Raw genomic sequence first — 19,410 nt, 5'->3', positions numbered from 1 at the left:
GCCGGCCGAACGGATCACTCCCGCAAGCATTTGATGCAGCGGAAGAATCAACCGAAGGCATGGCTGTGCGTCACACGTTCTTCCTTAACACACGCCCGAGATAGTTGGCGAGCAGCGAAAGCGTGTCCGCGCCGCCGCGGGCCGCGACCACCTGATCCGGCCGCACCAGAACCCACCCCGGCCCCCGCAGGTGATAGCGCTCCCGCGCCTTGCCGCCGGGATCGCCGGCCGCCGGGATGCGGACGAGGAAGAGGTCCGGGCCGACGAAGGCGGTAATGTCCGCATCGAGCGCGAGCGGGCGGTCGTCGTCCTCGAACAGGATCAGCGTGTGGTGCGGACCGGCGAGCAGCGGCCAGAGCGTCGCGTCTCCGCCGCCTTCATCCCGGAAGGTCGCGTCGCGGGCGCGGGTGCCGGCGTCCGTTCGCTTCGGATGGCGCGGCGGCGCGCCGAGCGCCACCAGCGGGCCGTCGTGGTAGGCGATGCCGGTTTCCGAAAGCTCGACCTGCAGCATCTTCTGGGCCGCCGGGATCCGGCCGATCATGGATACCGCGATGTTGCGCAGCAGGCGCTGCATCTTGCCGTCGGCAAAGGCGACGTGGAGCTTCTGGGACGCGCCGGCGACGACGTCGCGGGCGACGGGGCGGCGCTCCGCCTCGTAGCTGTCCAGCAGGAGGTCGCCTTCGCCAAGCCCGCGCAGGGCATAGGCGAGCTTCCAGCCGAGATTGACGGCATCCTGGATGCCCGTGTTCATGCCCTGGCCGCCGGCCGGGCTGTGGATGTGGGCGGCGTCACCGGCGAGGAAGACCCGTCCGCTGCGATAGTGCGCGGCGAGCCGCTCGTTGGTCCGGAAGGCGGAAAGCCAACTCGGATCGTGAAGCCGCGCGCCGGGCGGGCCGTGGCGGTCCATCTGGTCCTGCAGTTCCTCGAGCGTGGGCGGGGTGTCGCCCTCTCCGTTCCGCACGGCGAAGATGCGCCAGACATCGCCCCCGAACGGGAACAGCGCGACCGTGCTGCCATTGTGCCACCAGATATAGATGCTGGCGCGGTCGAGATCGGTGCCGGTGATGCCGACGTCGCCGAGCAGGAAGGTCTGCGGTTCGGTATAGCCCTCGAACGCGATGCCGAGCGTGTTGCGCACGAAGCTGCGGGCGCCGTCGGCCCCCACCAGGTAGAGCGCGCGGGCATCCTCCTCGCGGCCGTCGGCGTGACGGAGCCGGGCCGTCACGCCTGCCTCGTCCTGCGCGAGGCCGACGAGCTCGACGCCGCGCTCCACCGCGATGCCCTCCGCCTCCGCCCGCGCGCCGAGGATCGCCTCGGTGCGCGATTGCGGCAGCAGCAGCGGGTAGGGATAGGGGCTGTCGATGCCCTCGCCGACGACGAGCCGGGAAAGCACCTTCTCGCCGTCACCGACCGTCAGGCTGCGCAGCCGCGTGCCGTCGGCCTCGAATGCGTCGACGACGCCCAGGCTCGCCAGCGCCTCGAGGCTGGCGCTCCAGACCGCGAGCGCCTTGGAAACGGTGGCCGGCGCCGGAGCCCGGTCGATCAGGCGCACCGGAATGCCCCAGCGCCGAAGCGTCAGGGCGAGGGTGAGGCCGGTCGGCCCGGCGCCGGCGATCAGGACGGGAACATTGGGAAGGCTCGCCATGATGACCCTCTCCGGTCGTGCGCGCGCCATTCATGGGGCGGCAACGCAAGATGGCAATGATGGAAAACACAACACGTCGACATTAGATGGAAACCAAAGAAACCGCAATGGTATTTTTGGTTTCCAGAATCGCCCGAGGTGCCACAGGCGCGGCCGGATGGGACCCGTGCCGGCGGCAACGGAAACGCGGCGGCTGCGCCGACGCGATTGATCAGCCGGCTCCTCTGGCGAGAGTGACCGGCGCGCGCTATATTCCGCTCGGGCGACACTGCACGGTGCGACGGAGACTTCTAAATTCCCCGGGGCCTTATCGATCCTCAAGGGAGCTGTACCTGACCAGGCCCGTGGGCCTGGACAAACGGCGCCCACCTACGTTGTAGGTTCCCGGGATCGAAAACTCTGACGGCCGAGGCGGTTCGCCCACCTTGATTTCCGCCCCCTGCCGGCTGTTCCGCAGGGGTCGGCAGACATCCCCCAGGCCGCGACCTCGGGGCGTCTCTCCCGCGGCGATCGCAGTCGCGGATACTGCGGAGGGCATGCCTCTCCCGGTTCGAAGCGCTGCATCATGCGAAGCGCTTTCTTGCGCGCAGCGACGCCTCGATGGACAAGGCCGACATGCCAGACATTTCCCCCAATCCGACGCCGGCGACGGCTGCCTTCCAGACGGCCGCTCCCGCCGCTGCGCATTCCGGCCCCCTCGACCAGACGACCGTGCGCCGCCTCAAGGCGGCGTTGCGCGCCGAGGCGCTGGCCCGTCGTGCGGCGCTGACGCCGGAGGCCCGGCGCGAAGCGGCCGCCGCGCTCGTCGCGGGGATCGATGCGCTCGATCTTCGTCCGGGCGCGCGGATCGCGACCTTCCACCCGATCCGCGACGAGATCGACCCGAGGCCGATGGCGATGGTGCTGCACGATCGCGGCTTCCGCCTCGCGCTGCCGGCGCTCGTCGACAGCGAGACCATGGTGTTCCGCGCCTGGGCCCCGGGCGAGGCGCTGCTTCCCGGCACCTTCGGGCTCAGCGAGCCGTCCTTCGCGGCCGATGCGGTGGCGCCGGACGTGGTGCTGGTGCCGCTCGCCGCGTTCGACGGCCGCGGAAACAGGCTCGGCTACGGCAAGGGTTATTACGATCGCGCGCTGGCCCGTCTCGATCAGGCCGCGCCGCCCGGGCCGCGGGCCATCGGCCTCGCCTTCTCGGTGCAGGAAGCGGTGGAAATTCCCGCCGAAAGCCACGATCGCCCGCTCGACGCCGTCCTCACCGAGGCCGGCCTGCGCCGCCTCGACGGCGCCCTGCCGGCCTGAAGCTCCCCGCCGGGACTGCAGAATGTGACGACGGGATTTCCTTCGCCGGCGCTGGGGCGTAGGAAGGCAAGAAATCCGGTCGATCCCGCTGCCCTGGCGCGGGCGGCCCGGCGGACACGGTCCGGCGGATTCTGCCGGTCGCGGCGGCCCCCAAGGCCGCGCCACCCCGTCCAGCCGGCGACGTCCGTCCGGACGGGTGTGTCCGCGTCAGGAGCGTGAGGAAAGTCGATGCGTCTGTTGTTTCTCGGTGATGTCGTCGGCCGGGCCGGCCGGGCGGCGGTGGTGGGGCAGTTGCCCGGACTCGTATCGCGATGGGCGCTCGATTTCGTCGTCGTCAACGGCGAGAACGCGGCGGGCGGCTTCGGCATCACCGAGGACATCGCCCAGGACCTGCTCGATGCCGGCGCCGACGTCGTCACGACCGGAAACCACGTCTGGGACCAGCGCGAGGCGCTGGTGTTCATCGAGCGCCAGCCGCGTCTGCTCCGCCCGCTGAACTACCCGGCGGGAACGCCGGGCCGGGGCGCCAACCTGTTCGTGGCCCGCAACGGCGCCCGCGTCCTCGTGATCAACGCCATGGGCCGCGTGTTCATGGAGCCGCTGGACGATCCGTTTGCCGCCATCGAGGCGGCGCTTTCGGCCTGTCCGCTCGGCGAACAGGCCGATGCTGTGGTGATCGATTTCCATGCCGAGACCACAAGCGAGAAGCAGGCCGTCGGGTTCTTCGTCGACGGCCGCGCCAGCCTCGTCGTCGGCACCCACACCCATGTGCCGACCGCCGACCACCGCATCCTGCCGGACGGCACGGCCTTCATGACCGATGTCGGCATGTGCGGCGACTACGAGTCCGTGATCGGTATGGATCGCGACGAGCCGCTGAACCGCTTCCTGCGCCGCATTCCCGCCGGCCGTTTCCAGCCGGCGAACGGCGAGGCGACACTTTCGGGCGTCGCCGTCGAGATCGACGAGACGACGGGCCTCGCGCGCGCGGTACACCCGGTGCGCATCGGCGGAAGACTCTCGCAGATCGAGCCCCCCTTCTGGGCCTGAGGCGGGCGGCGGGCGGGCGCCCTGCCGCGCGCGCCGCGCAGTACCTTACCGCCGCTTTCGGGCCGCCCGGGCTTCCTTTTGCGAGCATGACGGCTTATAACCCGCGCAAATTTTCACGATCCCTTAAGACGGTGGCAGAGCATGGCCGGCCATTCCCAATTCAAGAACATCATGCACAAGAAGGGCGCCGCGGACGCCCGGCGCTCAAAGGCGTTCTCCAAGCTGGCGCGCGAGATCACTGTCGCGGCGAAGCTCGGGATCCCCGACCCGAAGATGAATTCGCGCCTCCGGCTCGCGGTGCAGAACGCCCGCGCCGAGAACATGCCCAAGGACAATATCGACCGCGCCATCAAGAAAGCGCAGGCGGCCGACGGCGACAATTTCGAAGAGGTTCGCTACGAGGGCTACGGCCCCGGCGGCGTCGCCGTCATCGTCGAGACCCTCACCGACAACCGCAACCGCACCGCGAGCGCGGTTCGGGCGGCGTTCACCAAGAACGGCGGGGCGCTCGGTGAAACCGGCTCGGTGTCGTTCATGTTCGACCGGGTCGGCGAGATCAGCTTCAAGCGGGAGGTCGGCTCCGACGATGCGGTGATGGACGCAGCCATCGAGGCCGGTGCCGACGACGTCACCTCGTCCGAAGATGGCCACGTGGTGGTTTGCGCGTTCGAATCGATCGGCGAGGTTTCCGAGGCGATCGCCGAGACGCTCGGCGAGCCGGAGAGCGTCAAGGTGGTGTGGAAGCCGCAGAACCTCGTGCCGGTCGACGAGGACAAGGGCGAGACGCTCCTGAAGCTCGTCGCCCAGCTCGAGGACGACGACGACGTGCAGAATGTTTTCGCGAACTTCGAGCTGCCCGACGAGATGCTGGCGAAGCTCGCGGCCGCCTGAGACGCGCGGTCTGGGGCGCCTTCCGATCGGACGAAATCGTCCGATCGGCAAGAGATCGCTCCGGGTAAGTGGCTTGAATGACTTGCTTTTGAACGGCTTGCTTTGAATGGCCTGCGTTCAAAGGCTTGGGACTGTCCCTGTCGTTCTGATCGGTTCGATCCGAACGGGATCGGCTCCAGCGCCCGGGGCATGAGACCGGATTGGGCGGGCTGATTTTGCCCGGCTCGCCGCGCCCGTTTGCCGCGCCGCGGTGTTTCACAATCGCGGGCGTATCGCCTTAAGTTGTGCGTAATTTAACCTTAACGCCTTGTGAGGGGCGTTGTTCGGAGATCCGCTTTCCGTGCGGATTTCCAGGCTAGGCCGTGCATATCCAGCCTGGCCCGTGGAAGTCGAACGGGCCGTCTTCCCAGTCGGGACATTCGTCCCCGACCTCCGAATCACAGCGAGCGAGCGATGCCCGCCTTTCGCCGGAGCGAAATCGTCGGCCTGAATCTCGCCGGTTCCGTCGCAGGCTCGCGGCCGGCCGCTTGTGATTCTCCCCGAGCGAACGTCCGCGGCCGGCCTGCTCGCATGCGATCCGTGGCGGGTCTCTGCCGTTCGGGAGGGGGCGGGGCATGAACTCGGCCGCGTCCTGGCGCCCGTCCGATTTTCAACGCCGGGGTGGCCGCTCGTGGTGGCGCGACACGTTCTGGTTCGCTCGGTCGACCCAGCCAACCCACGATGCCCTGTCCGCGCGCCGGTTCACCCGCGTCACCATGCCGGTGATCGGGCTGCTCGTCGGCCTCGTCTTCCTTGCGATGCTGCTTCTCGTGATCGACGTCGCGATGCGGCAGAACGAGGCGGCGCGCGAGCAGTCCAGCGACTATGTCGCCTCCGTCCTCGCCGATCTTGAGGAGCAATACGGACAAGCCGTTGTCGACGGTGCGCGCCAGCAGGAAATCCGCCCCGCAGCGGATGCCGCCGCCACCGGCTGGAAACTCGACCGTGACCTGGAGGAGACGCTGGCGGCGCAGTCGGGCATCGCCTACGCATTTGTGCTCGGCAGCGACGAGCGCACCATTCACGCCCTCGTCGACGGCAAGCCGACCAACGACGATGCCGTCTCGCTGTTCGGTCCGGGCATCGGTGCCCTGATCAGGCGGGCTCAGGCCGTCGGACCCGGCCATGCGGTCTCCGGGTTCGGCATGGCCGACGACCGGACGGTCTTCCTCACTGCCTCGCTCATCGTCCCGCCCGGTCCGTTCGACGGCCATGCCGTTCCGCCTCCGGCCAGCGGCGCGGTGCTGCTGTTCGGCATCGACATCGGACAGGGCTGGGTGGCGCGGGTTGGCGAGCGCTTCCGGATCGGCGATCTCCATGTGGCGGCGCCCGGCGAGCCCGTGGCGGCGATGACGACCAGCCTTCCCCAGATCGGCGACGAGCCGATCAGGCTGCAATGGACCCCGCCGGAACCGGGGACCATGCTGCTCAAGACCATGCTGCCGGCGCTTTTCGTGGTCGCGGTTCTCGTGGCCGCAACGACTTGGCTGGTGTTGCGCGGCGCTTCGGCCGCCGCCCGCCGGCTCGAACGCACGGCGCGTGCTCTGGAGGTCGCGAACGCCGAACTCTCGGCGGTCGCATCCACCGACGGCCTCACCAATCTCTCGAACCGGCGCTATTTCGACGTCGCCCTGCGGCACGAATGGCTGCGCAGCCTGCGCGACGGCTCGACGATGGCGCTCCTCATGATCGACGTCGATCATTTCAAGGCGTTCAACGACCGTTTCGGCCACGTCGCCGGCGACGAGCGGCTGCGGGCGATCGCCGCGCAGATCGGCGCCAACGTGCGCCGGCCGGCCGACGTGGCCGCGCGCTACGGCGGGGAGGAGTTCGCCGTGCTGCTGCCGGGAACCCGCGGCGAAGGCGCGATGATCGTCGCCGAGAAGATCCGCCTGTCGGTGGCGCGCGCCGCCGAGCACAGCGACATGCCGCCGTGCTCCGTCAGCATCGGCGTCGCCGTGCTGCGCCCGGCCGACGTCGATCCCGGCCCGCTGCTCCAGGCGGCGGATGTCGCGCTCTACGCCGCCAAGCGAGACGGCCGCAACCGCACGCGCCTCTATACCGCCGGCGGGCCGATCTCGCCCAACCGCCGATCCTGACGCACGTCCTTCCCCAGGCGGGGCCGCCATCGGCCAGGTTCTGCCGTCAGTCGGGATCAACCCCCTTCTCTATCGCGAACACGAGAACGCGTCCGTCCTCCCGCATCGACAACAGCCGGTGGCCCGCCTCCGTGCAGAAATGCGGAATGTCGATCGCGGCGAGGGGATCGCTGGCGCGCACGACCAGCCGGGCGCCCCGGGGCAGGTCCGAGAGCGCGCGCCGCGTTCGCATCACCGGCAGCGGGCAGTTGAGGCCGATGACGTCGAGTTCGATGGGGTCGTTCGCGTTTCCTGCCCCGTCCATCTTCACCCTACCGTCTGACGCGCGTCCGCCATCTGAACGGGACATGCTCCCGGTGCCGGATCCGGAATGATGTTTGTCGATCGGATGCCTCCATCAGACCGGCAAATGCCTGGGAAAGCCGACAGACGCTCCTGGAAAACCGGAAAGCGCTTCTGGAGAAAAGCCGCGCCGCAACAAGGAGATGTGATCGTGGCGCCGATCGTTTCGTTGCATCATGGCGCAAAGTTCGGTTCGTTCAAGCCGTGCCGGCCGGATCGGCTGGGATCGCCGCGGCGTTTCCTGGCAGGAGGGGCGAAAGGTCCGCAATGCCAGCGCCGTCTCCGGCGCGTCAGTCGGTGGCCCGAGGGGCGATTGACAGGACGGCCGGCATGCCGCGTTTCTGATGCTCCGCGGACCCGCGCTCCGGCACTGCCGTCGCAGGTCGGCCGCCGCGCCGGTCCGCCCGGTCCGGAGAGCCTGGGGCAGGCAAGGTGAAGCAGCCATGTACCGCACGATTACCCGCAACATCCAGGTCACCGTCGAGCCGCGCTATGTGCCCGAGCACTCCACGCCCGAGGACGGCCGCTGGTACTGGTCCTATGCAGTGGAAATCGTCAATCTCGGCGAAGAAACGGTGCAGCTGAGGTCACGGCACTGGATCATCACCGACGGGCTCGGCCGCGTGCAGGAAGTCCGCGGGCCGGGCGTGGTCGGCGAGGAACCCGTGATCGGCCCCGGCGACAGCTACAGCTATGTCTCCGGCTGCCCGTTGACGACGCCGTCCGGCATCATGGTCGGCAGCTACCGGATGCAGGGGAGCGGCGGCGACGCGTTCGATGCCGCCATTCCGGCCTTCTCTCTCGACCTGCCGGAACCCCGCCGCACCCTCAACTGACCGTGCGGCGGGAGGCGAGGGCCTTTCCCGCAATGTGTGGCGTCCGGGGCGGATACTAGGGCGCTTTCCGATCTGATGGACTCATCAGATCGACAAGAAATCGCCCCAGATTCAAAAGCTTGAGCATATCCTTGTCGTTCAGATCGGTTCGAACTGAACGGGATTTGCTTTAGCCGCCGACCTGTTCCGCCAGCCGGTCGAGCACGCCGCGGGCCTGGAGCACGTCCTCGATCTCGCCGAGCACGGACGCGTCGTCGATGGTCGCCGGCACCCGGACCGGCTCGCCGTCGGCGAGCTGGCGGATGGCGGCCCGCAGGATCTTGCCCGAACGGGTCTTGGGAAGCCGGTCGACCACGATGGCGAGGCGGAACGAGGCCACAGGGCCGATGATCTGGCGCACGCGGGCGACGAGTTCGGCCTCGATCTCGGCTGGCGCCTGGCCGACGCCGCTCTTCAGCACCACGAACCCGCACGGGGTCTGGCCCTTGAGTGCGTCGGAAATGCCGACCACGGCGCATTCGGCCACCGCCGGGTGTCCGGCCAGCACCTCTTCCATTCCGCCCGTCGACAGCCGGTGGCCGGCGACGTTGATGATGTCGTCGGTGCGGCCCATCACGAACACGCAGCCTTCGCCGTCGATATAGCCGGCATCCGACGTCTTGTAGTATCCGGGGAAGTCCGACAGGTAGTCGGCGCGGAAGCGGCCGTCTCGGTTCCACAGCGTCGGCAGGCAGCCCGGAGGCAGCGGCAGCCGGATGACGAGATTGCCGAGCACGCCGTGGGGCAGGGGATGACCATCGTCGTCCACCACCTCGAGCCCGTGGCCCGGCATCGGCACAGCCGCCGAGCCGTAGCGGGCATGGACGAGGCCGAGCCCGAGCGGGTTGGCGGCGATCGGCCATCCGGTTTCGGTCTGCCACCAGTTGTCGATCACGGGCACCTTGAGGAGGTGCGAGGCCCACTCCGCGGTGTCGGGATCGGCGCGCTCGCCGGCGAGGAACAGCGCCCGCAGACTGGGCAGCGTTCGGCCGGAGAGGAAGCGGCCCTCCGGGTCTTCCTTCTTGATGGCGCGCAGCGCCGTCGGTGCCGTGAACAGCGCCACCACGTTGTTCTGTTCGATCACCCGCCAGAACTGCCCCGCGTCCGGCGTCCCCACCGGCTTGCCCTCATAGAGCACCGTCGTGCAGCCATGCAGCAGCGGCCCGTAGACGATGTAGGAGTGGCCGACGACCCAGCCGATGTCGGAGGCGGTGAAGAACGCCTCCCCCGGGCTGAGGCCGTAGATCGCGTGCATGGTCCACTTGAGCGCCACCATGCCGGCGGTGTCGCGGACCACGCCCTTGGGCACGCCCGTGGTGCCGGAGGTGTAGAGGATATAATGCGGGTCCGTCGCCTCCACCGGCACGCAGGCGACGCGCCGGCCGGCGGCCAGCGCTGCGGCGAACAGCGCGCCCGCGTCGACGTCCTCGGCCCGGCTCAGCGCCGCCGCGGATTGCGGGCGCTGGAACACCAGGTTGAACGCCGGTTTGTGGCTCGAAAGCACGATCGCCTCGTCCACCAGCGGCTTGTAGGCGACGACCCGGCCGGGCTCAATGCCGCAGGAGGCGCTGACGATGACCTTGGGTTCCGCATCCTCGATGCGGGTCGCGAGTTCGCGCGCCGCGAAGCCGCCGAACACCACCGAATGCACCGCCCCGAGCCGCGCGGCCGCCAGCATGGTGATCACCGCTTCCGGGATCATCGGCATGTAGACGACGACACGGTCACCCTTGCCGACGCCGTGGTCGGCGAGCACGGCGGCGAACGCCTCCACCCGTGCGGTCAGATCGGCATAGGTGAAGACCGTGCGGGTGCCGGTGACCGGGGATTCGTGCACCAGAGCGGGCTGATCGCCCCGGCCGGCGGCGACGTGCCGGTCGAGGCAGTTGTGGGCGACGTTCGTGGTGGCGCCGGGAAACCAGCGGCCGTAGACCCCGAGGGCCGCGTCGAACGGCGTGTCCCAGGACGAGAACCAGTCGATGGCGGTGGCCGCCTCGGCCCAGAAGCCCGATGGATCGTTCTGCCACGCCCCGTAGACCGCGTGATAGCGGCTGGCCTCGCTCCGTTTCATTCCGTTTCTCCCTCCCTGAACGTCTGCTCGGCCGGCTCCGCTGCCGGGCGCGATGGCGGCCCGGCGGCATGCGGCTCCGGCGCGAAGGTCGCGCACAAGCGGCAGGGCCGGGCGGCGCCCGCGAAACGGGCGCGCGTCTTTGTGGTGCAAATCCGACGTCGAGCGGCTCGTGGCGACGGGCCGCGCCTCCCTTGTGCCGCATTGCGATGCGGTCTTCGCCTTCCCGCAGGCGGCGGCGTCGGGAACCAACATCCTCCCGGCGGCGTCATGTGCCTGCAGCGTCTTGTAGCGCTTGCACGAAAACGGCGAAATTAGCCCATCGGCGTAGAGGCTTGCGGGGAACTCGGCCCCGCCGGCCTGTGGCCGGGCAATGGCTGCCGTTCACACGGCGTCGTCCGGCGTGTCCTACCGTTCATGTACCGTTCAGCGGTCCGCCGGTATCACGCCCCAAACGGGCCCGGAGGATGACGATGAACGCAGCGACCCGCTTCAGGGACCACCGCATCGATTTCTGGCGCGGCGTCGCTCTCGTGATGATCTTTGCCGATCATATCCCCGGCAACATGTTCGAGGCCTTGACCATCCGCAACTTCGGCGTTTCGGACAGCGCCGAGATCTTCGTGTTCCTGTCGGGGTTCTCGGCGGCGCTCGCCTACTTCACCCGTTACCTCTCCGGAGAGCCGGTCTATGCCACGGTGCGCGTCTACCAGCGCGTCGGCAAACTCTACATGGCCCACGTCGTCACCATCGCGATGGCGGTGGCGCTGTTCTTCGGCGCGGCGATCTGGTTCTCCGATGCGCACTGGACCCGGGTGCACGGCCTCGACTACCTGATCCGCGATCCCGTGCACGCCATGGTCGGGATGGCGACGCTCGCCTACCAGATCGGCTATTTCAACATCCTGCCGCTCTATGTGGTGCTGCTCGCCGCGCTGCCCGTTTTGATGGCGGTCGCGGCCCGCAATCTCCTGTTCGCGCTCGCGGGCTCCTTCGGCCTCTATGTCGTGGCCCATCTGGCGGGCTGGTCGCTGCCGAACCTGCCGTCGGACGGGCGCTGGTTCTTCGACCCGCTGTCGTGGCAGCTCCTGTTCACCATCGGCTTCGCCGCCGGCGCGCTCTATCGCGGCGGCCAGCCGGTCGGCTTCCATCCCGTCGCCTATGGCCTTGCCCTGGCGGCTCTCGTCGCCGGCGCCGTCATCAAGTTCGGCAATCTCTGGCCGGCCGATGGCGCGCTGCCGATCCCCAACTTCATGTACACCTTCGACAAGGGCTCCCTCGCCCTGCCGCGGATGCTGCATGCGCTGGCGCTGATCTATGTCGTCGCCCATCTGCCCTATCGGTGGATCGACGAGCGGGTCATGCGCGCCGGCGAGCGCAATCCGTTCTCGCGCATCGGCCGGCATTCGCTGGCGATCTTCTGCACCGGTTCGCTGCTCGCGGTCGCCGGTCAGGTGATCGAGCGCGCAACCGGCGGCGGCTTCGCGGTGGATGTCGTGGTGGTGTTCGTCGGCCTTGCCATCCAGCTCGGTCTGGCACTCTGGCTCGATCTCTGGAAGGCGATCACCGCGCCGCGTCCGGCGGCCCGCACCGAGCCCGAGGCGCTGCGCGCGCGGGCAAGATCCACGGCCTGAGGAAAAATCCACGGCCTGAGGAAAAGCCCCGCCCCGGCGGAAGGCCTGCCTCATACGAATCGGGCCGACCGGCGAATGCCGGCGGCCCGACGAGGTCTTCAACGCTGTGCCGCCTGCCCGGGACGGGAACCGGCGGCGCCTTGCGTCAGTGGAGGGAGGGGGATGCCGCCGAAATGCGGTCGATCTGCTCCTTGACCTGAAGCTTGCGGCGCTTCAGCGCGGTCAAGAGGATGGTGTCGATGCTCGGATGGCTCTGTGCGTCCTGAAGTTCGCGCTCCAAGGCTGCGTGACGTCGGTTCAGCTCGGCCAAATGGGACTCGATCGACATGGATTGTATCTCCCTGTTTCGTTTCGGCCATTGTCGGAGGCTGCCTCTCGGCGGGCCGCTCTCCCGACAACGGGAGTGTCGCACTTTTAGCGCCCGTTGCGAAGCCGCCGGTGCCGTCTCCAATGTTCGAATTGGGCATGTCCGCGGCCGGTTCAAGGGGTAAGCCGCGAATGTTTTCCGGCTCAGGACGGAGCGTGCCCTCGCCGCCGGCCGCTTCCCTCATCTGCAAGTGCCCCTCCATCTGCAAGTGCCTTGGGTTCCATGCTATGGTGACGGCGGTCCGGGCGGCGAGCCGCCGTGCCGGACCAAAAGCGAGGGGTGGCCGGCTCACGCGTTCGTGTGCGGGCTCGACGGGGAAGATGAGCGGCTGATGGCGACCGGATTGTTTCGTTCCGAAGTCTTCGATCGGTGCGGGGTGGCCGCTGCATGACCGAGGAAGAGGAAACCGCCGTCCGCATGGAACTCGCCCGCCTGCGGCAGGAGCATCGCGATCTCGATGCGGCGATCGCGGCGCTCGCGCAGTCCACCCACGCGGATTTCATCCAGGTGCAGCGGCTGAAGAAGCGCAAGCTTCTGCTGAAGGACCGCATCACCTTTCTGGAAGACCAGATGCTGCCCGATATCATCGCCTGAACACGGCCGCCGCCGGGCGATTTCCCGGCGAACGTCCTTGCTTCGGGCAGGGCTTTCCATTAATGGCCCGGCTTTCCCCGCGCATCCGCCGCGGTGCGAGCGAAAGGCTTGAGGGGCATGGCTGAAAAGACGCCGCCGATTGCGATCATCATGGGGTCCACGTCCGACTGGGCGACGATGCGCCATGCCTCCGAAACCCTCATCGAGCTCGGTGTCGAGCACGACATCCAGGTCGTGTCGGCCCACCGCACACCCGAGCGGATGTTCGCGTTCGCCAAGTCCGCCCGCGACGAGGGCTTCAAGATCATCATCGCCGGCGCCGGCGGCGCCGCGCACCTGCCGGGCATGGTCGCGGCGCTGACGCCGCTGCCGGTGTTCGGCGTGCCGGTGGAATCGAAGGCGCTGTCGGGCGAGGACAGCCTGCTGTCGATCGTGCAGATGCCCGCCGGCGTGCCGGTCGGCACGCTCGCCATCGGCCGGGCGGGCGCGGTGAACGCCGCGCTGCTCGCCGTCGCCGTGCTCGCCATCTCCGATCCCGAACTCGCCAACAGGCTCGACGCCTGGCGCGCGGCCCGCACCGCCGCGGTGGAAGCCCGCCCGGATTTCGGCGCCCTTTGACCGCATCTCCCTGACGCCCGCCGGCCTTTCCGATGCCAGCCGAGGAGCCTTCCCCGTGAGCCCGTCCGCGTCCGTTCCGTCTCCGCAGGCCGCCCCCGGCATCGCGCTCGCACCCGGCGGCACCATCGGCATCCTCGGCGGTGGGCAGCTCGGGCGCATGATCGCCGTCGCCGCCGCGCGGCTCGGCCTCCACGTCCACGTCTATTGCCCGGATCCGGCGAGCCCGGCCTTCGAGGTGTCGGCCTCGCGCACCGTCGCGGCCTACGAGGACGAGGCCGCGCTCGCCGCATTCGCCGGCGCGGTGGATGTCGTGACCTACGAGTTCGAGAACGTGCCGGAGCGCACCGCCGCGGTGCTCGCCGGCCTCGTTCCGGTGCGGCCGGGGCCGCGCTCGCTCGCCATCTGCCAGGACCGGCTTGCCGAAAAGACCTTCCTCAGCGAACTCGGCATTCCCGTCGCCGCCTTCAAAGCCGTCGACAATGCGGCCGATCTCGAAGCCGCCGCGCGGGAGATCGGCTTGCCGGCCGTCTTGAAGACCCGCCGCCTCGGCTACGACGGCAAAGGCCAGACCATCATCCGCGAGGGCTTCGATGCGGAAGAGGCGTTCGCCGTCATCGGGCGGGCGCCGGCCATTCTGGAGGCATTCGTGCCGTTCGCGCTCGAATGCTCCATCGTGCTCGCCCGCGGCCTCGACGGCGCCGTGGAGACTTTCGACGTCGCCGAAAACCGCCACGAGCATCACATCCTGAAGCGCACGCGTGTGCCGGCGGCGATAGCCCCGGAAACGGAGATGGCGGCGCGCGCGCTCGGGGCGAAGGTGGCGCACGCGCTCGACCATGTCGGCACGCTGGCGGTGGAGCTGTTCCTTGTGCGCGATGCCGACGGCGAGCGCCTCGTCGCCAACGAGATCGCGCCGCGCGTCCACAATTCCGGTCACTGGACCCAGGATGCCGCCACCGTCTGCCAGTTCGAGCAGCATGTGCGCGCCGTTGCCGGCTGGCCGCTCGGCCGTCCGCGGCTGATCGCGCCGGTGGAGATGGAGAACCTGATCGGCGACGATGTCGACCGCTGGCGGGACATCCTTGCCGAGCCGGGCGCGCGGCTTCATCTCTACGGCAAGGCCGAGGCGCGCCCGGGCCGCAAGATGGGCCACGTCAACCGCCCGCTGCCGCGCTGAGCGGCCGCTCGCGGCAACAGGCGAAGCCCCTCAGAACAGGCGCAGCCCGAGCCCGTCCAGCATCAGCTTCAGGCCGATGATGAACACCAAGATCCAGGAAATCCGGTAGAACAGCTCCACCGGAATCGCCTTCACCGTCCAGAAGCCGATCTTCATGCCGATGGGCGCCAGCGGCGCCAGAACCAGCGACGTCAGCAGCGTGGAGCGGTCGAGCGTGCCCAGCATCAGGTAGGGCGGCACCTTGATCGCGTTGGTGAAGAAGAAGAACACCACGGTCGTCGCCACATAGGTGCGTGTCGGCAGCCGCTGCGGCAGCAGGTGCACCTGCACCGGCGGCGCCCCGGCATGGGCGAGAAAGCTGGTGTAGCCGGCGATCGCCCCCCAGAACAGCCCGCCTCCGAGGCCGGTGCGCAGGCCGTCCTGCTCCCGGGCTTTGTCCTGCCGCGTCCTCACGAACCGCCCGACGATGGAAAACCAGGCGTTCAGCGTGAACACCACCGAGATCAGGCCGACCATCAGCTTCACCTGATCGTCGGTGACGATATGGGCGGTGGCCGCGGCGATCACCGTGCCGACCACGGCGCCCGGCACCATCTGCAGGATGTTCCGGCGGTCGAAATCGCGGCGATATTCCCAGACGCCGTGGATATCCATCACGATCAGCAGCGGCAGCAGCACCGCGGCCGCCTCGAGCGGCGGAATGCGCAACGAGAGCAGCGGCACGCCGAGCATCCCCAGCCCGCCGGCGACGCCGCCCTTCGAGATGCCGATCAGGATCACCGTCGGCACGGCGATGGCGTAGAACCAGGGATCGTCGAGCATCGCGTATCGGGACTGGCGGGCCGGAGGGGAGGGCGGAACCGGCGGCCGATCAGGCAGCGCCGGGGATGAAGAACGCCCGATCGGGGTAAAGATCAAGCTGCGCCATGCCGCAGCCGTTCGCCGGCAGCGGTGACGGCACCGTGGGAGCGACCCGCGCCCCCACGTCCAGACGGGACGATATCGGCGGCCTCCGGCCAAGCCGCAGTCCGACAGGCAGGCCGACGGGGCTACTGCACCGCGAACGGCAGGTTTCCGGTCGCGGCGGCGCCGCGGCCGTCGCGGACGGTCACGAACAGGCGGTAGTGTCCGGGGGCGAGCCCCGTCACGGTGGCGCCGTCCTGGCCGGCCACCTTGAGCGCCACGGCATGGCTGGGCGGCACGCTCTCGGCATCGCCTCCGGTTTTCAGGTCGCGGCTTTCCTCCATCACCGTCCATTCGACGGTGAGGGGATCGCCGTCCGGATCGGAGGTTTCGAGCACGGCCACGCCTTCGCCGGAGGCGGGCCAGTGATCACCATCACGCCAGGCGAGGCGGGCGATGCGCGGTGCCCGGTCGCCGCCCGGCGTGGTACCGCCCCAGGCGGTGGCCATCGCCTCGGCCGTCCCGGTCCACTCCCCGGTCGGCGTGATCAGGCCGTGCCAGGTGGGCGTCACCTCCTGCTTCTGGCCCCAGAAGAACACGAACTCGCCGGCCCCGCCGGCTTCCAGCGCGCCGAGATAGCGGGCAAGCAGGTCCGCCTTCGCGGTGCTGGTCGGCTCGACGGCGGCGCCCCACGCCGTCTTCGGCGCGTCCCACTGGCCGATCACGCCGAGTTCGGTCACCATGATCGGTCCCGTCCAGCCCTGCGCGCGCGCCCGCCCGATCACGCTCGGCAGCGCCTCGCCGTAGGAATTCAGTCCGAGCACGTCGATATCGGGCGCGAACTTCATCAGCCGGCTCACCTTGTCCTCGCCGGTCTCGGCCAGCACTGCCATCGTCGGGTGGTCGGGATCGATGGCCTTGGTGCGCCGCGCTGCCTCGCCGATGGCGGCATAGACGAGATCGGGGTCGGGCGCCTCGGCCTCCACCTCGTTGCCGATGCCCCACATCAGCAGGGCGGGATGGTCCTTGTGGGCGCGGACGAAGGCTTCGAGCCGTGCAAGCTGCTCCTCCACCGCCGCGCGGTTGGCGTAGTCGAAGCCGCGGCGCGGCGGCTCCAGCCAGAAGCCGAGGGCGACCTTCAGGCCGAGCTTTTCCGCCGGATCGAGGATCTCGTTGCCCAGGTCGCCATAGGTGCGGACGGCGTTGGCGCCCAACCCCTTCAACACGTCGAGCCGTTCCCATCCGGCCGCGCCGTGGACCACGAACGGCTTGCCGTCGACCAGGATCCGATCCCCGGAGACCGCGACCTCGCCGGCGAACGACGGGGTGGCGGCAAAGGTCGCGGCAAGGGTCGCGGCAAGGGCCGCGGCCAAGGCTGCAACGGTCCCGATCGTGCGCGGGGCGTCACGGCACAACGGCAGCTGCGGCCGGCGGCGGCGTGGAAAGCGGGGCAATGGCTTCTCCCGGAAGGAACGGGTCGTCAGAAAAGGCGGCTGCCGTCCGGTGCGTCGAGATCAGGACGGACGAGCACCACAGCGCCATCGTCGTCGGGGACGCCGAGGGTCAGAACCTCGGAGAGGAACTTGCCGATCTGGCGCGGCGGAAAGTTGACGACGCAGAGCACCTTGCGGCCGATCAGGCTCTCCGGGGTGTAGTGCACGGTGATTTGAGCGGACGAGCGCTTGATGCCGATCTCCGGCCCGAGATCGATCTCGAGCTTGATGGCGGGCTTGCGCGCTTCCGGATAGGGCAGCGCGGCAACGACGGTGCCGACCCGGATGTCGACCTTAAGGAAATCGTCGAAGCCAATGGTAGCGAGCGGCACTGCGGCCTCGGTCATGGGTATGCTCCGGTGGATGGATGGGGCTCAGATTCAGGCGACGCGGCGGCCTTCCCGCCAGACCGCGCGCACGATGGGAACGTGGCCGGGGCGGTGGGAGACGCGCACCAGGTCCGCACGCAGGCCGGGGGCGAGGGCACCACGGTCGTGGAGGCCGACGGCGGCGGCGGGATTGCGGGTAACGAAGGCGACCGCTGCAGGCAGATCGAGGCCGCTCACGCGCTCCGGCAGCACGAAGGCGGCGTGGATCAGGCTCAGCGGCACATAATCGGACGACAGCACGTCCAAGAGGCCACGTTCGGCAAGATCGGAGGCCGCCGCATTGCCGGAATGCGAGCCGCCACGCACCACGTTCGGCGCCCCCATCAGCACTTTCAGGCCGGCGGCGCGGGCGGCAGAGGCCGCCTCCACCGTGGTCGGGAACTCGGCGATCGAAACGCCCTCGGCCACGGCCTCCGCGACGTGCGCGGCGGTCGCATCGTCGTGGCTCGCCAGGATCGCGCCGGCGGCATGGGCGAGTGCGACCAGCTTCGGCCGGTTGATCGACGCCCGCTCGATGCCGACGCCCTGCCGATAGGCGACATAGGCGTCCATCTCCGCCTCGCCGAACCCGGCCTTGGCCTGGTAGTAGCGGCGGTATTGCGCGAGGTCGACGAACTGGCGCTGGCCGGGCGTGTGGTCCATCAGCGAGGCCAGCCGCACCGCTCCGAGCGCGAACAGCGGCTCGGCCTCCTGCACCACCACCGCGGCGGGGACCTCGCAGCGCAGGTGCAGGAAATGATCGGCCCTCAGCCGGTCCTCGGCCCGCGCCTCGTTCAGGGCATCGACCAGCACCCGGGTTTCCCGGCCGGCATCCTCCGCGTCCGGGTCCGAACCGACGCGCAGCGCGTCGAACACCGTGGTGATACCGGAGCCCGCGATCTGGGCATCGTGCGCCTGCACGGCGGCGATCGGGTTCCAGCGCACCCCGGGCCTCGGGGCGAAATGGCTTTCCAGATGGTCGGTGTGAAGCTCGACGAGGCCCGGCAGCAGGAAATCGCCTTCCAGATCCTCGATGCCTCCGCCCGTGCTGAGGCCGTCGTCGACGGCGGCGATCCGCCCGTCCCGCACGGCGAGCGATCCCGTCACCACGCGGTCAGCCAGCACCAGACGGGCATTGGCGAGAACGAGATCGCGGCCCATCAGCGCTCATCTCCGAAACGGCCCGGCTCCGTGCCCTGGCGACGGGCGGCCAGAGGGCCGCCGAGCGGCACGAACCGGCGCACCAGGAACGGCCCGCCGCCCTCCGGCTCGACGAAATGGGCGATGGCGTCGACCGTCACCGGGCGGCCGAGCACCGGGGCGAAGAAGGTGCGGGCGGCGTTCTCGGCGGCATCGAGCGTGTCCGCGTCGAGGGCGTCGGTCAGCGTCATGTGGAAGCGGAACTGTTCCAGGACGTAGGGATAGCCGAAGGCGGCGAGCAGTTCTTCCTGTCGCGGCGAAAGCCCGGCCCTGCGGCGGCGGCCGAGCTCGGCTTCGTCCGGCGGCCTGCGGAAATGGTCGAACGCGCGCACGAGATCGGCGGCGAGGCGCTCGAGTTCGGGCGATGGTGCATCGGGCACGAGCGCGAGGAAGGCGCCGAGCCGGCCGAGGCGCAGGCCGGCGATCACCGCCGGCGCGCGCGTGGCGGCGAACGCGTCGAGGGCGGAATCGAGCGCGGCCTCGTCGGTGCCGTCGGCGAGCGCGATCGGCGCCTTCAGCGTGCCGTGGAAGCCGTAGCGCCGCGCGCCTCGTGTCAGGGCGGCGAAATCCTCAGGGCCGATTCCCCCGACCGCCGGCTGTTCCGTCTCGGCCCCCGTCACCGCATCGCGGCCGAGCCACCGCGCGCCGAGCCGTGCCAGCAGGCTTGCCGGGCGCGGGGCATAATAAAGGGCGTGACGGAAGGCGGTCGGCATCGGCGGGCTCGTCGGAGGGGCGCTCTCGCGCCGGCAGA

18 protein-coding genes and 1 other RNA gene are annotated in these 19,410 nt (G+C 69.4%); 10 read left to right on the top strand and 9 right to left on the bottom strand.

The window, feature by feature from the left end:
• Positions 1-70 precede the first annotated feature (70 nt).
• The gene (locus BUF17_RS09155) at positions 71-1,645 is read right to left on the bottom strand and encodes an FAD-dependent monooxygenase (RefSeq protein ID WP_073627814.1); all 1,575 of its coding nucleotides are present in this window, start codon (positions 1,643-1,645) and stop codon (positions 71-73) included.
• A gap of 262 nt (positions 1,646-1,907) precedes the next feature.
• Between BUF17_RS09155 and ssrS the strand changes: the two genes are divergently transcribed.
• The 5 genes from ssrS (at position 1,908) to BUF17_RS09130 (ending at position 7,020) form a co-directional block, all read left to right on the top strand.
• A non-coding RNA gene (gene ssrS / locus BUF17_RS09150) (6S RNA) lies at positions 1,908-2,066 on the top strand.
• A 194-nt stretch (positions 2,067-2,260) separates the two neighbouring features.
• A complete protein-coding gene (locus tag BUF17_RS09145; protein ID WP_084564420.1) occupies positions 2,261-2,941 on the top strand; it encodes a 5-formyltetrahydrofolate cyclo-ligase in 681 nt (226 codons plus the stop codon).
• Positions 2,942-3,169: 228 nt separating this feature from the next.
• Entirely contained in the window at positions 3,170-3,991 is an 822-nt protein-coding gene (locus BUF17_RS09140) for a TIGR00282 family metallophosphoesterase (RefSeq protein WP_073627812.1), read from the top strand.
• A gap of 141 nt (positions 3,992-4,132) precedes the next feature.
• Positions 4,133-4,882 carry a YebC/PmpR family DNA-binding transcriptional regulator gene (locus BUF17_RS09135; protein ID WP_073627810.1) on the top strand — a complete coding sequence of 250 codons (750 nt, stop codon included), beginning with the start codon at positions 4,133-4,135 and terminating at the stop codon, positions 4,880-4,882.
• A gap of 614 nt (positions 4,883-5,496) precedes the next feature.
• On the top strand, positions 5,497-7,020 hold the full coding sequence (locus BUF17_RS09130) for a GGDEF domain-containing protein (protein ID WP_073627808.1): 1,524 nt from the start codon (positions 5,497-5,499) through the stop codon (positions 7,018-7,020).
• A 46-nt stretch (positions 7,021-7,066) separates the two neighbouring features.
• Here the strand turns inward: BUF17_RS09130 and BUF17_RS09125 are convergent, their stop codons facing one another.
• The gene (locus tag BUF17_RS09125) at positions 7,067-7,324 is read right to left on the bottom strand and encodes a sulfurtransferase TusA family protein (RefSeq protein WP_073627806.1); all 258 of its coding nucleotides are present in this window, start codon (positions 7,322-7,324) and stop codon (positions 7,067-7,069) included.
• A gap of 481 nt (positions 7,325-7,805) precedes the next feature.
• On the opposite strand from BUF17_RS09125, the gene apaG reads away from it, so the two are divergent.
• Positions 7,806-8,198: a Co2+/Mg2+ efflux protein ApaG gene (apaG, locus tag BUF17_RS09120; protein WP_073627804.1), complete on the top strand. Its 393-nt coding sequence runs from the start codon at positions 7,806-7,808 to the stop codon at positions 8,196-8,198.
• Between the two features lie 169 nt (positions 8,199-8,367).
• Here the strand turns inward: apaG and BUF17_RS09115 are convergent, their stop codons facing one another.
• Positions 8,368-10,308, bottom strand: a complete 1,941-nt coding sequence (locus BUF17_RS09115) for an AMP-binding protein (protein WP_073627802.1) — start codon at positions 10,306-10,308, stop codon at positions 8,368-8,370.
• Between the two features lie 470 nt (positions 10,309-10,778).
• Between BUF17_RS09115 and BUF17_RS09110 the strand changes: the two genes are divergently transcribed.
• Positions 10,779-11,939, top strand: a complete 1,161-nt coding sequence (locus BUF17_RS09110; RefSeq protein ID WP_175563661.1) for an OpgC family protein — start codon at positions 10,779-10,781, stop codon at positions 11,937-11,939.
• 145 nt (positions 11,940-12,084) lie between these two features.
• Here BUF17_RS09110 and BUF17_RS09105 read toward each other — a convergent pair whose 3' ends face one another.
• Positions 12,085-12,267, bottom strand: coding sequence for a YdcH family protein (locus BUF17_RS09105; RefSeq protein WP_073627798.1), 183 nt, complete (start codon positions 12,265-12,267; stop codon positions 12,085-12,087).
• A 426-nt stretch (positions 12,268-12,693) separates the two neighbouring features.
• On the opposite strand from BUF17_RS09105, the gene BUF17_RS09100 reads away from it, so the two are divergent.
• The 3 genes from BUF17_RS09100 (at position 12,694) to BUF17_RS09090 (ending at position 14,695) form a co-directional block, all read left to right on the top strand.
• Positions 12,694-12,900 carry a YdcH family protein gene (locus tag BUF17_RS09100; protein ID WP_073627796.1) on the top strand — a complete coding sequence of 69 codons (207 nt, stop codon included), beginning with the start codon at positions 12,694-12,696 and terminating at the stop codon, positions 12,898-12,900.
• Positions 12,901-13,017: 117 nt separating this feature from the next.
• A complete protein-coding gene (gene purE, locus BUF17_RS09095) occupies positions 13,018-13,518 on the top strand; it encodes a 5-(carboxyamino)imidazole ribonucleotide mutase (RefSeq protein ID WP_073627794.1) in 501 nt (166 codons plus the stop codon).
• 55 nt (positions 13,519-13,573) lie between these two features.
• On the top strand, positions 13,574-14,695 hold the full coding sequence (locus tag BUF17_RS09090; RefSeq protein WP_084564316.1) for a 5-(carboxyamino)imidazole ribonucleotide synthase: 1,122 nt from the start codon (positions 13,574-13,576) through the stop codon (positions 14,693-14,695).
• A 30-nt stretch (positions 14,696-14,725) separates the two neighbouring features.
• Here the strand turns inward: BUF17_RS09090 and BUF17_RS09085 are convergent, their stop codons facing one another.
• The 5 genes from BUF17_RS09085 to BUF17_RS09065 all read right to left on the bottom strand — a co-directional run bounded on the left by BUF17_RS09085 (position 14,726) and on the right by BUF17_RS09065 (position 19,372).
• Complete coding sequence (locus BUF17_RS09085) at positions 14,726-15,517, bottom strand: sulfite exporter TauE/SafE family protein (protein WP_073627792.1); 792 nt, start codon at positions 15,515-15,517, stop codon at positions 14,726-14,728.
• 227 nt (positions 15,518-15,744) lie between these two features.
• The gene (locus tag BUF17_RS09080) at positions 15,745-16,971 is read right to left on the bottom strand and encodes a glycoside hydrolase 5 family protein (RefSeq protein WP_139282475.1); all 1,227 of its coding nucleotides are present in this window, start codon (positions 16,969-16,971) and stop codon (positions 15,745-15,747) included.
• Positions 16,972-17,078: 107 nt separating this feature from the next.
• Entirely contained in the window at positions 17,079-17,438 is a 360-nt protein-coding gene (locus tag BUF17_RS09075; protein ID WP_073627788.1) for a tRNA-binding protein, read from the bottom strand.
• A gap of 33 nt (positions 17,439-17,471) precedes the next feature.
• On the bottom strand, positions 17,472-18,620 hold the full coding sequence (locus BUF17_RS09070; RefSeq protein WP_073627786.1) for an alpha-D-ribose 1-methylphosphonate 5-triphosphate diphosphatase: 1,149 nt from the start codon (positions 18,618-18,620) through the stop codon (positions 17,472-17,474).
• Positions 18,620-19,372, bottom strand: a complete 753-nt coding sequence (locus BUF17_RS09065) for a DUF1045 domain-containing protein (protein WP_073627784.1) — start codon at positions 19,370-19,372, stop codon at positions 18,620-18,622. The genes BUF17_RS09070 and BUF17_RS09065 overlap by 1 nt, the downstream gene beginning before the upstream one ends.
• Positions 19,373-19,410: the final 38 nt, after the last annotated feature.

It is taken from the genome of Pseudoxanthobacter soli DSM 19599 (assembly GCF_900148505.1).
Taxonomy (GTDB): Bacteria; Pseudomonadota; Alphaproteobacteria; order Rhizobiales; family Segnochrobactraceae; genus Pseudoxanthobacter; species Pseudoxanthobacter soli.
Note: the sequence above shows the minus strand (reverse complement) of the source record. Positions and strands in the feature narration are given on the sequence as shown.

What these genes read in the sequence shown, in the direction of transcription:
- BUF17_RS09155 (WP_073627814.1), bottom strand. Translation starts at nt 1,645, where the DNA reads ATGGCGAGCCTTCCCAATGTTCCCGTCCTGATCGCCGGCGCCGGGCCG.
- BUF17_RS09145 (WP_084564420.1), top strand. Translation starts at nt 2,261, where the DNA reads ATGCCAGACATTTCCCCCAATCCGACGCCGGCGACGGCTGCCTTCCAG.
- BUF17_RS09140 (WP_073627812.1), top strand. Translation starts at nt 3,170, where the DNA reads ATGCGTCTGTTGTTTCTCGGTGATGTCGTCGGCCGGGCCGGCCGGGCG.
- BUF17_RS09135 (WP_073627810.1), top strand. Translation starts at nt 4,133, where the DNA reads ATGGCCGGCCATTCCCAATTCAAGAACATCATGCACAAGAAGGGCGCC.
- BUF17_RS09130 (WP_073627808.1), top strand. Translation starts at nt 5,497, where the DNA reads ATGAACTCGGCCGCGTCCTGGCGCCCGTCCGATTTTCAACGCCGGGGT.
- BUF17_RS09125 (WP_073627806.1), bottom strand. Translation starts at nt 7,324, where the DNA reads ATGGACGGGGCAGGAAACGCGAACGACCCCATCGAACTCGACGTCATC.
- apaG (WP_073627804.1), top strand. Translation starts at nt 7,806, where the DNA reads ATGTACCGCACGATTACCCGCAACATCCAGGTCACCGTCGAGCCGCGC.
- BUF17_RS09115 (WP_073627802.1), bottom strand. Translation starts at nt 10,308, where the DNA reads ATGAAACGGAGCGAGGCCAGCCGCTATCACGCGGTCTACGGGGCGTGG.
- BUF17_RS09110 (WP_175563661.1), top strand. Translation starts at nt 10,779, where the DNA reads ATGAACGCAGCGACCCGCTTCAGGGACCACCGCATCGATTTCTGGCGC.
- BUF17_RS09105 (WP_073627798.1), bottom strand. Translation starts at nt 12,267, where the DNA reads ATGTCGATCGAGTCCCATTTGGCCGAGCTGAACCGACGTCACGCAGCC.
- BUF17_RS09100 (WP_073627796.1), top strand. Translation starts at nt 12,694, where the DNA reads ATGACCGAGGAAGAGGAAACCGCCGTCCGCATGGAACTCGCCCGCCTG.
- purE (WP_073627794.1), top strand. Translation starts at nt 13,018, where the DNA reads ATGGCTGAAAAGACGCCGCCGATTGCGATCATCATGGGGTCCACGTCC.
- BUF17_RS09085 (WP_073627792.1), bottom strand. Translation starts at nt 15,517, where the DNA reads ATGCTCGACGATCCCTGGTTCTACGCCATCGCCGTGCCGACGGTGATC.
- BUF17_RS09075 (WP_073627788.1), bottom strand. Translation starts at nt 17,438, where the DNA reads ATGACCGAGGCCGCAGTGCCGCTCGCTACCATTGGCTTCGACGATTTC.
- BUF17_RS09070 (WP_073627786.1), bottom strand. Translation starts at nt 18,620, where the DNA reads ATGGGCCGCGATCTCGTTCTCGCCAATGCCCGTCTGGTGCTGGCTGAC.
- BUF17_RS09065 (WP_073627784.1), bottom strand. Translation starts at nt 19,372, where the DNA reads ATGCCGACCGCCTTCCGTCACGCCCTTTATTATGCCCCGCGCCCGGCA.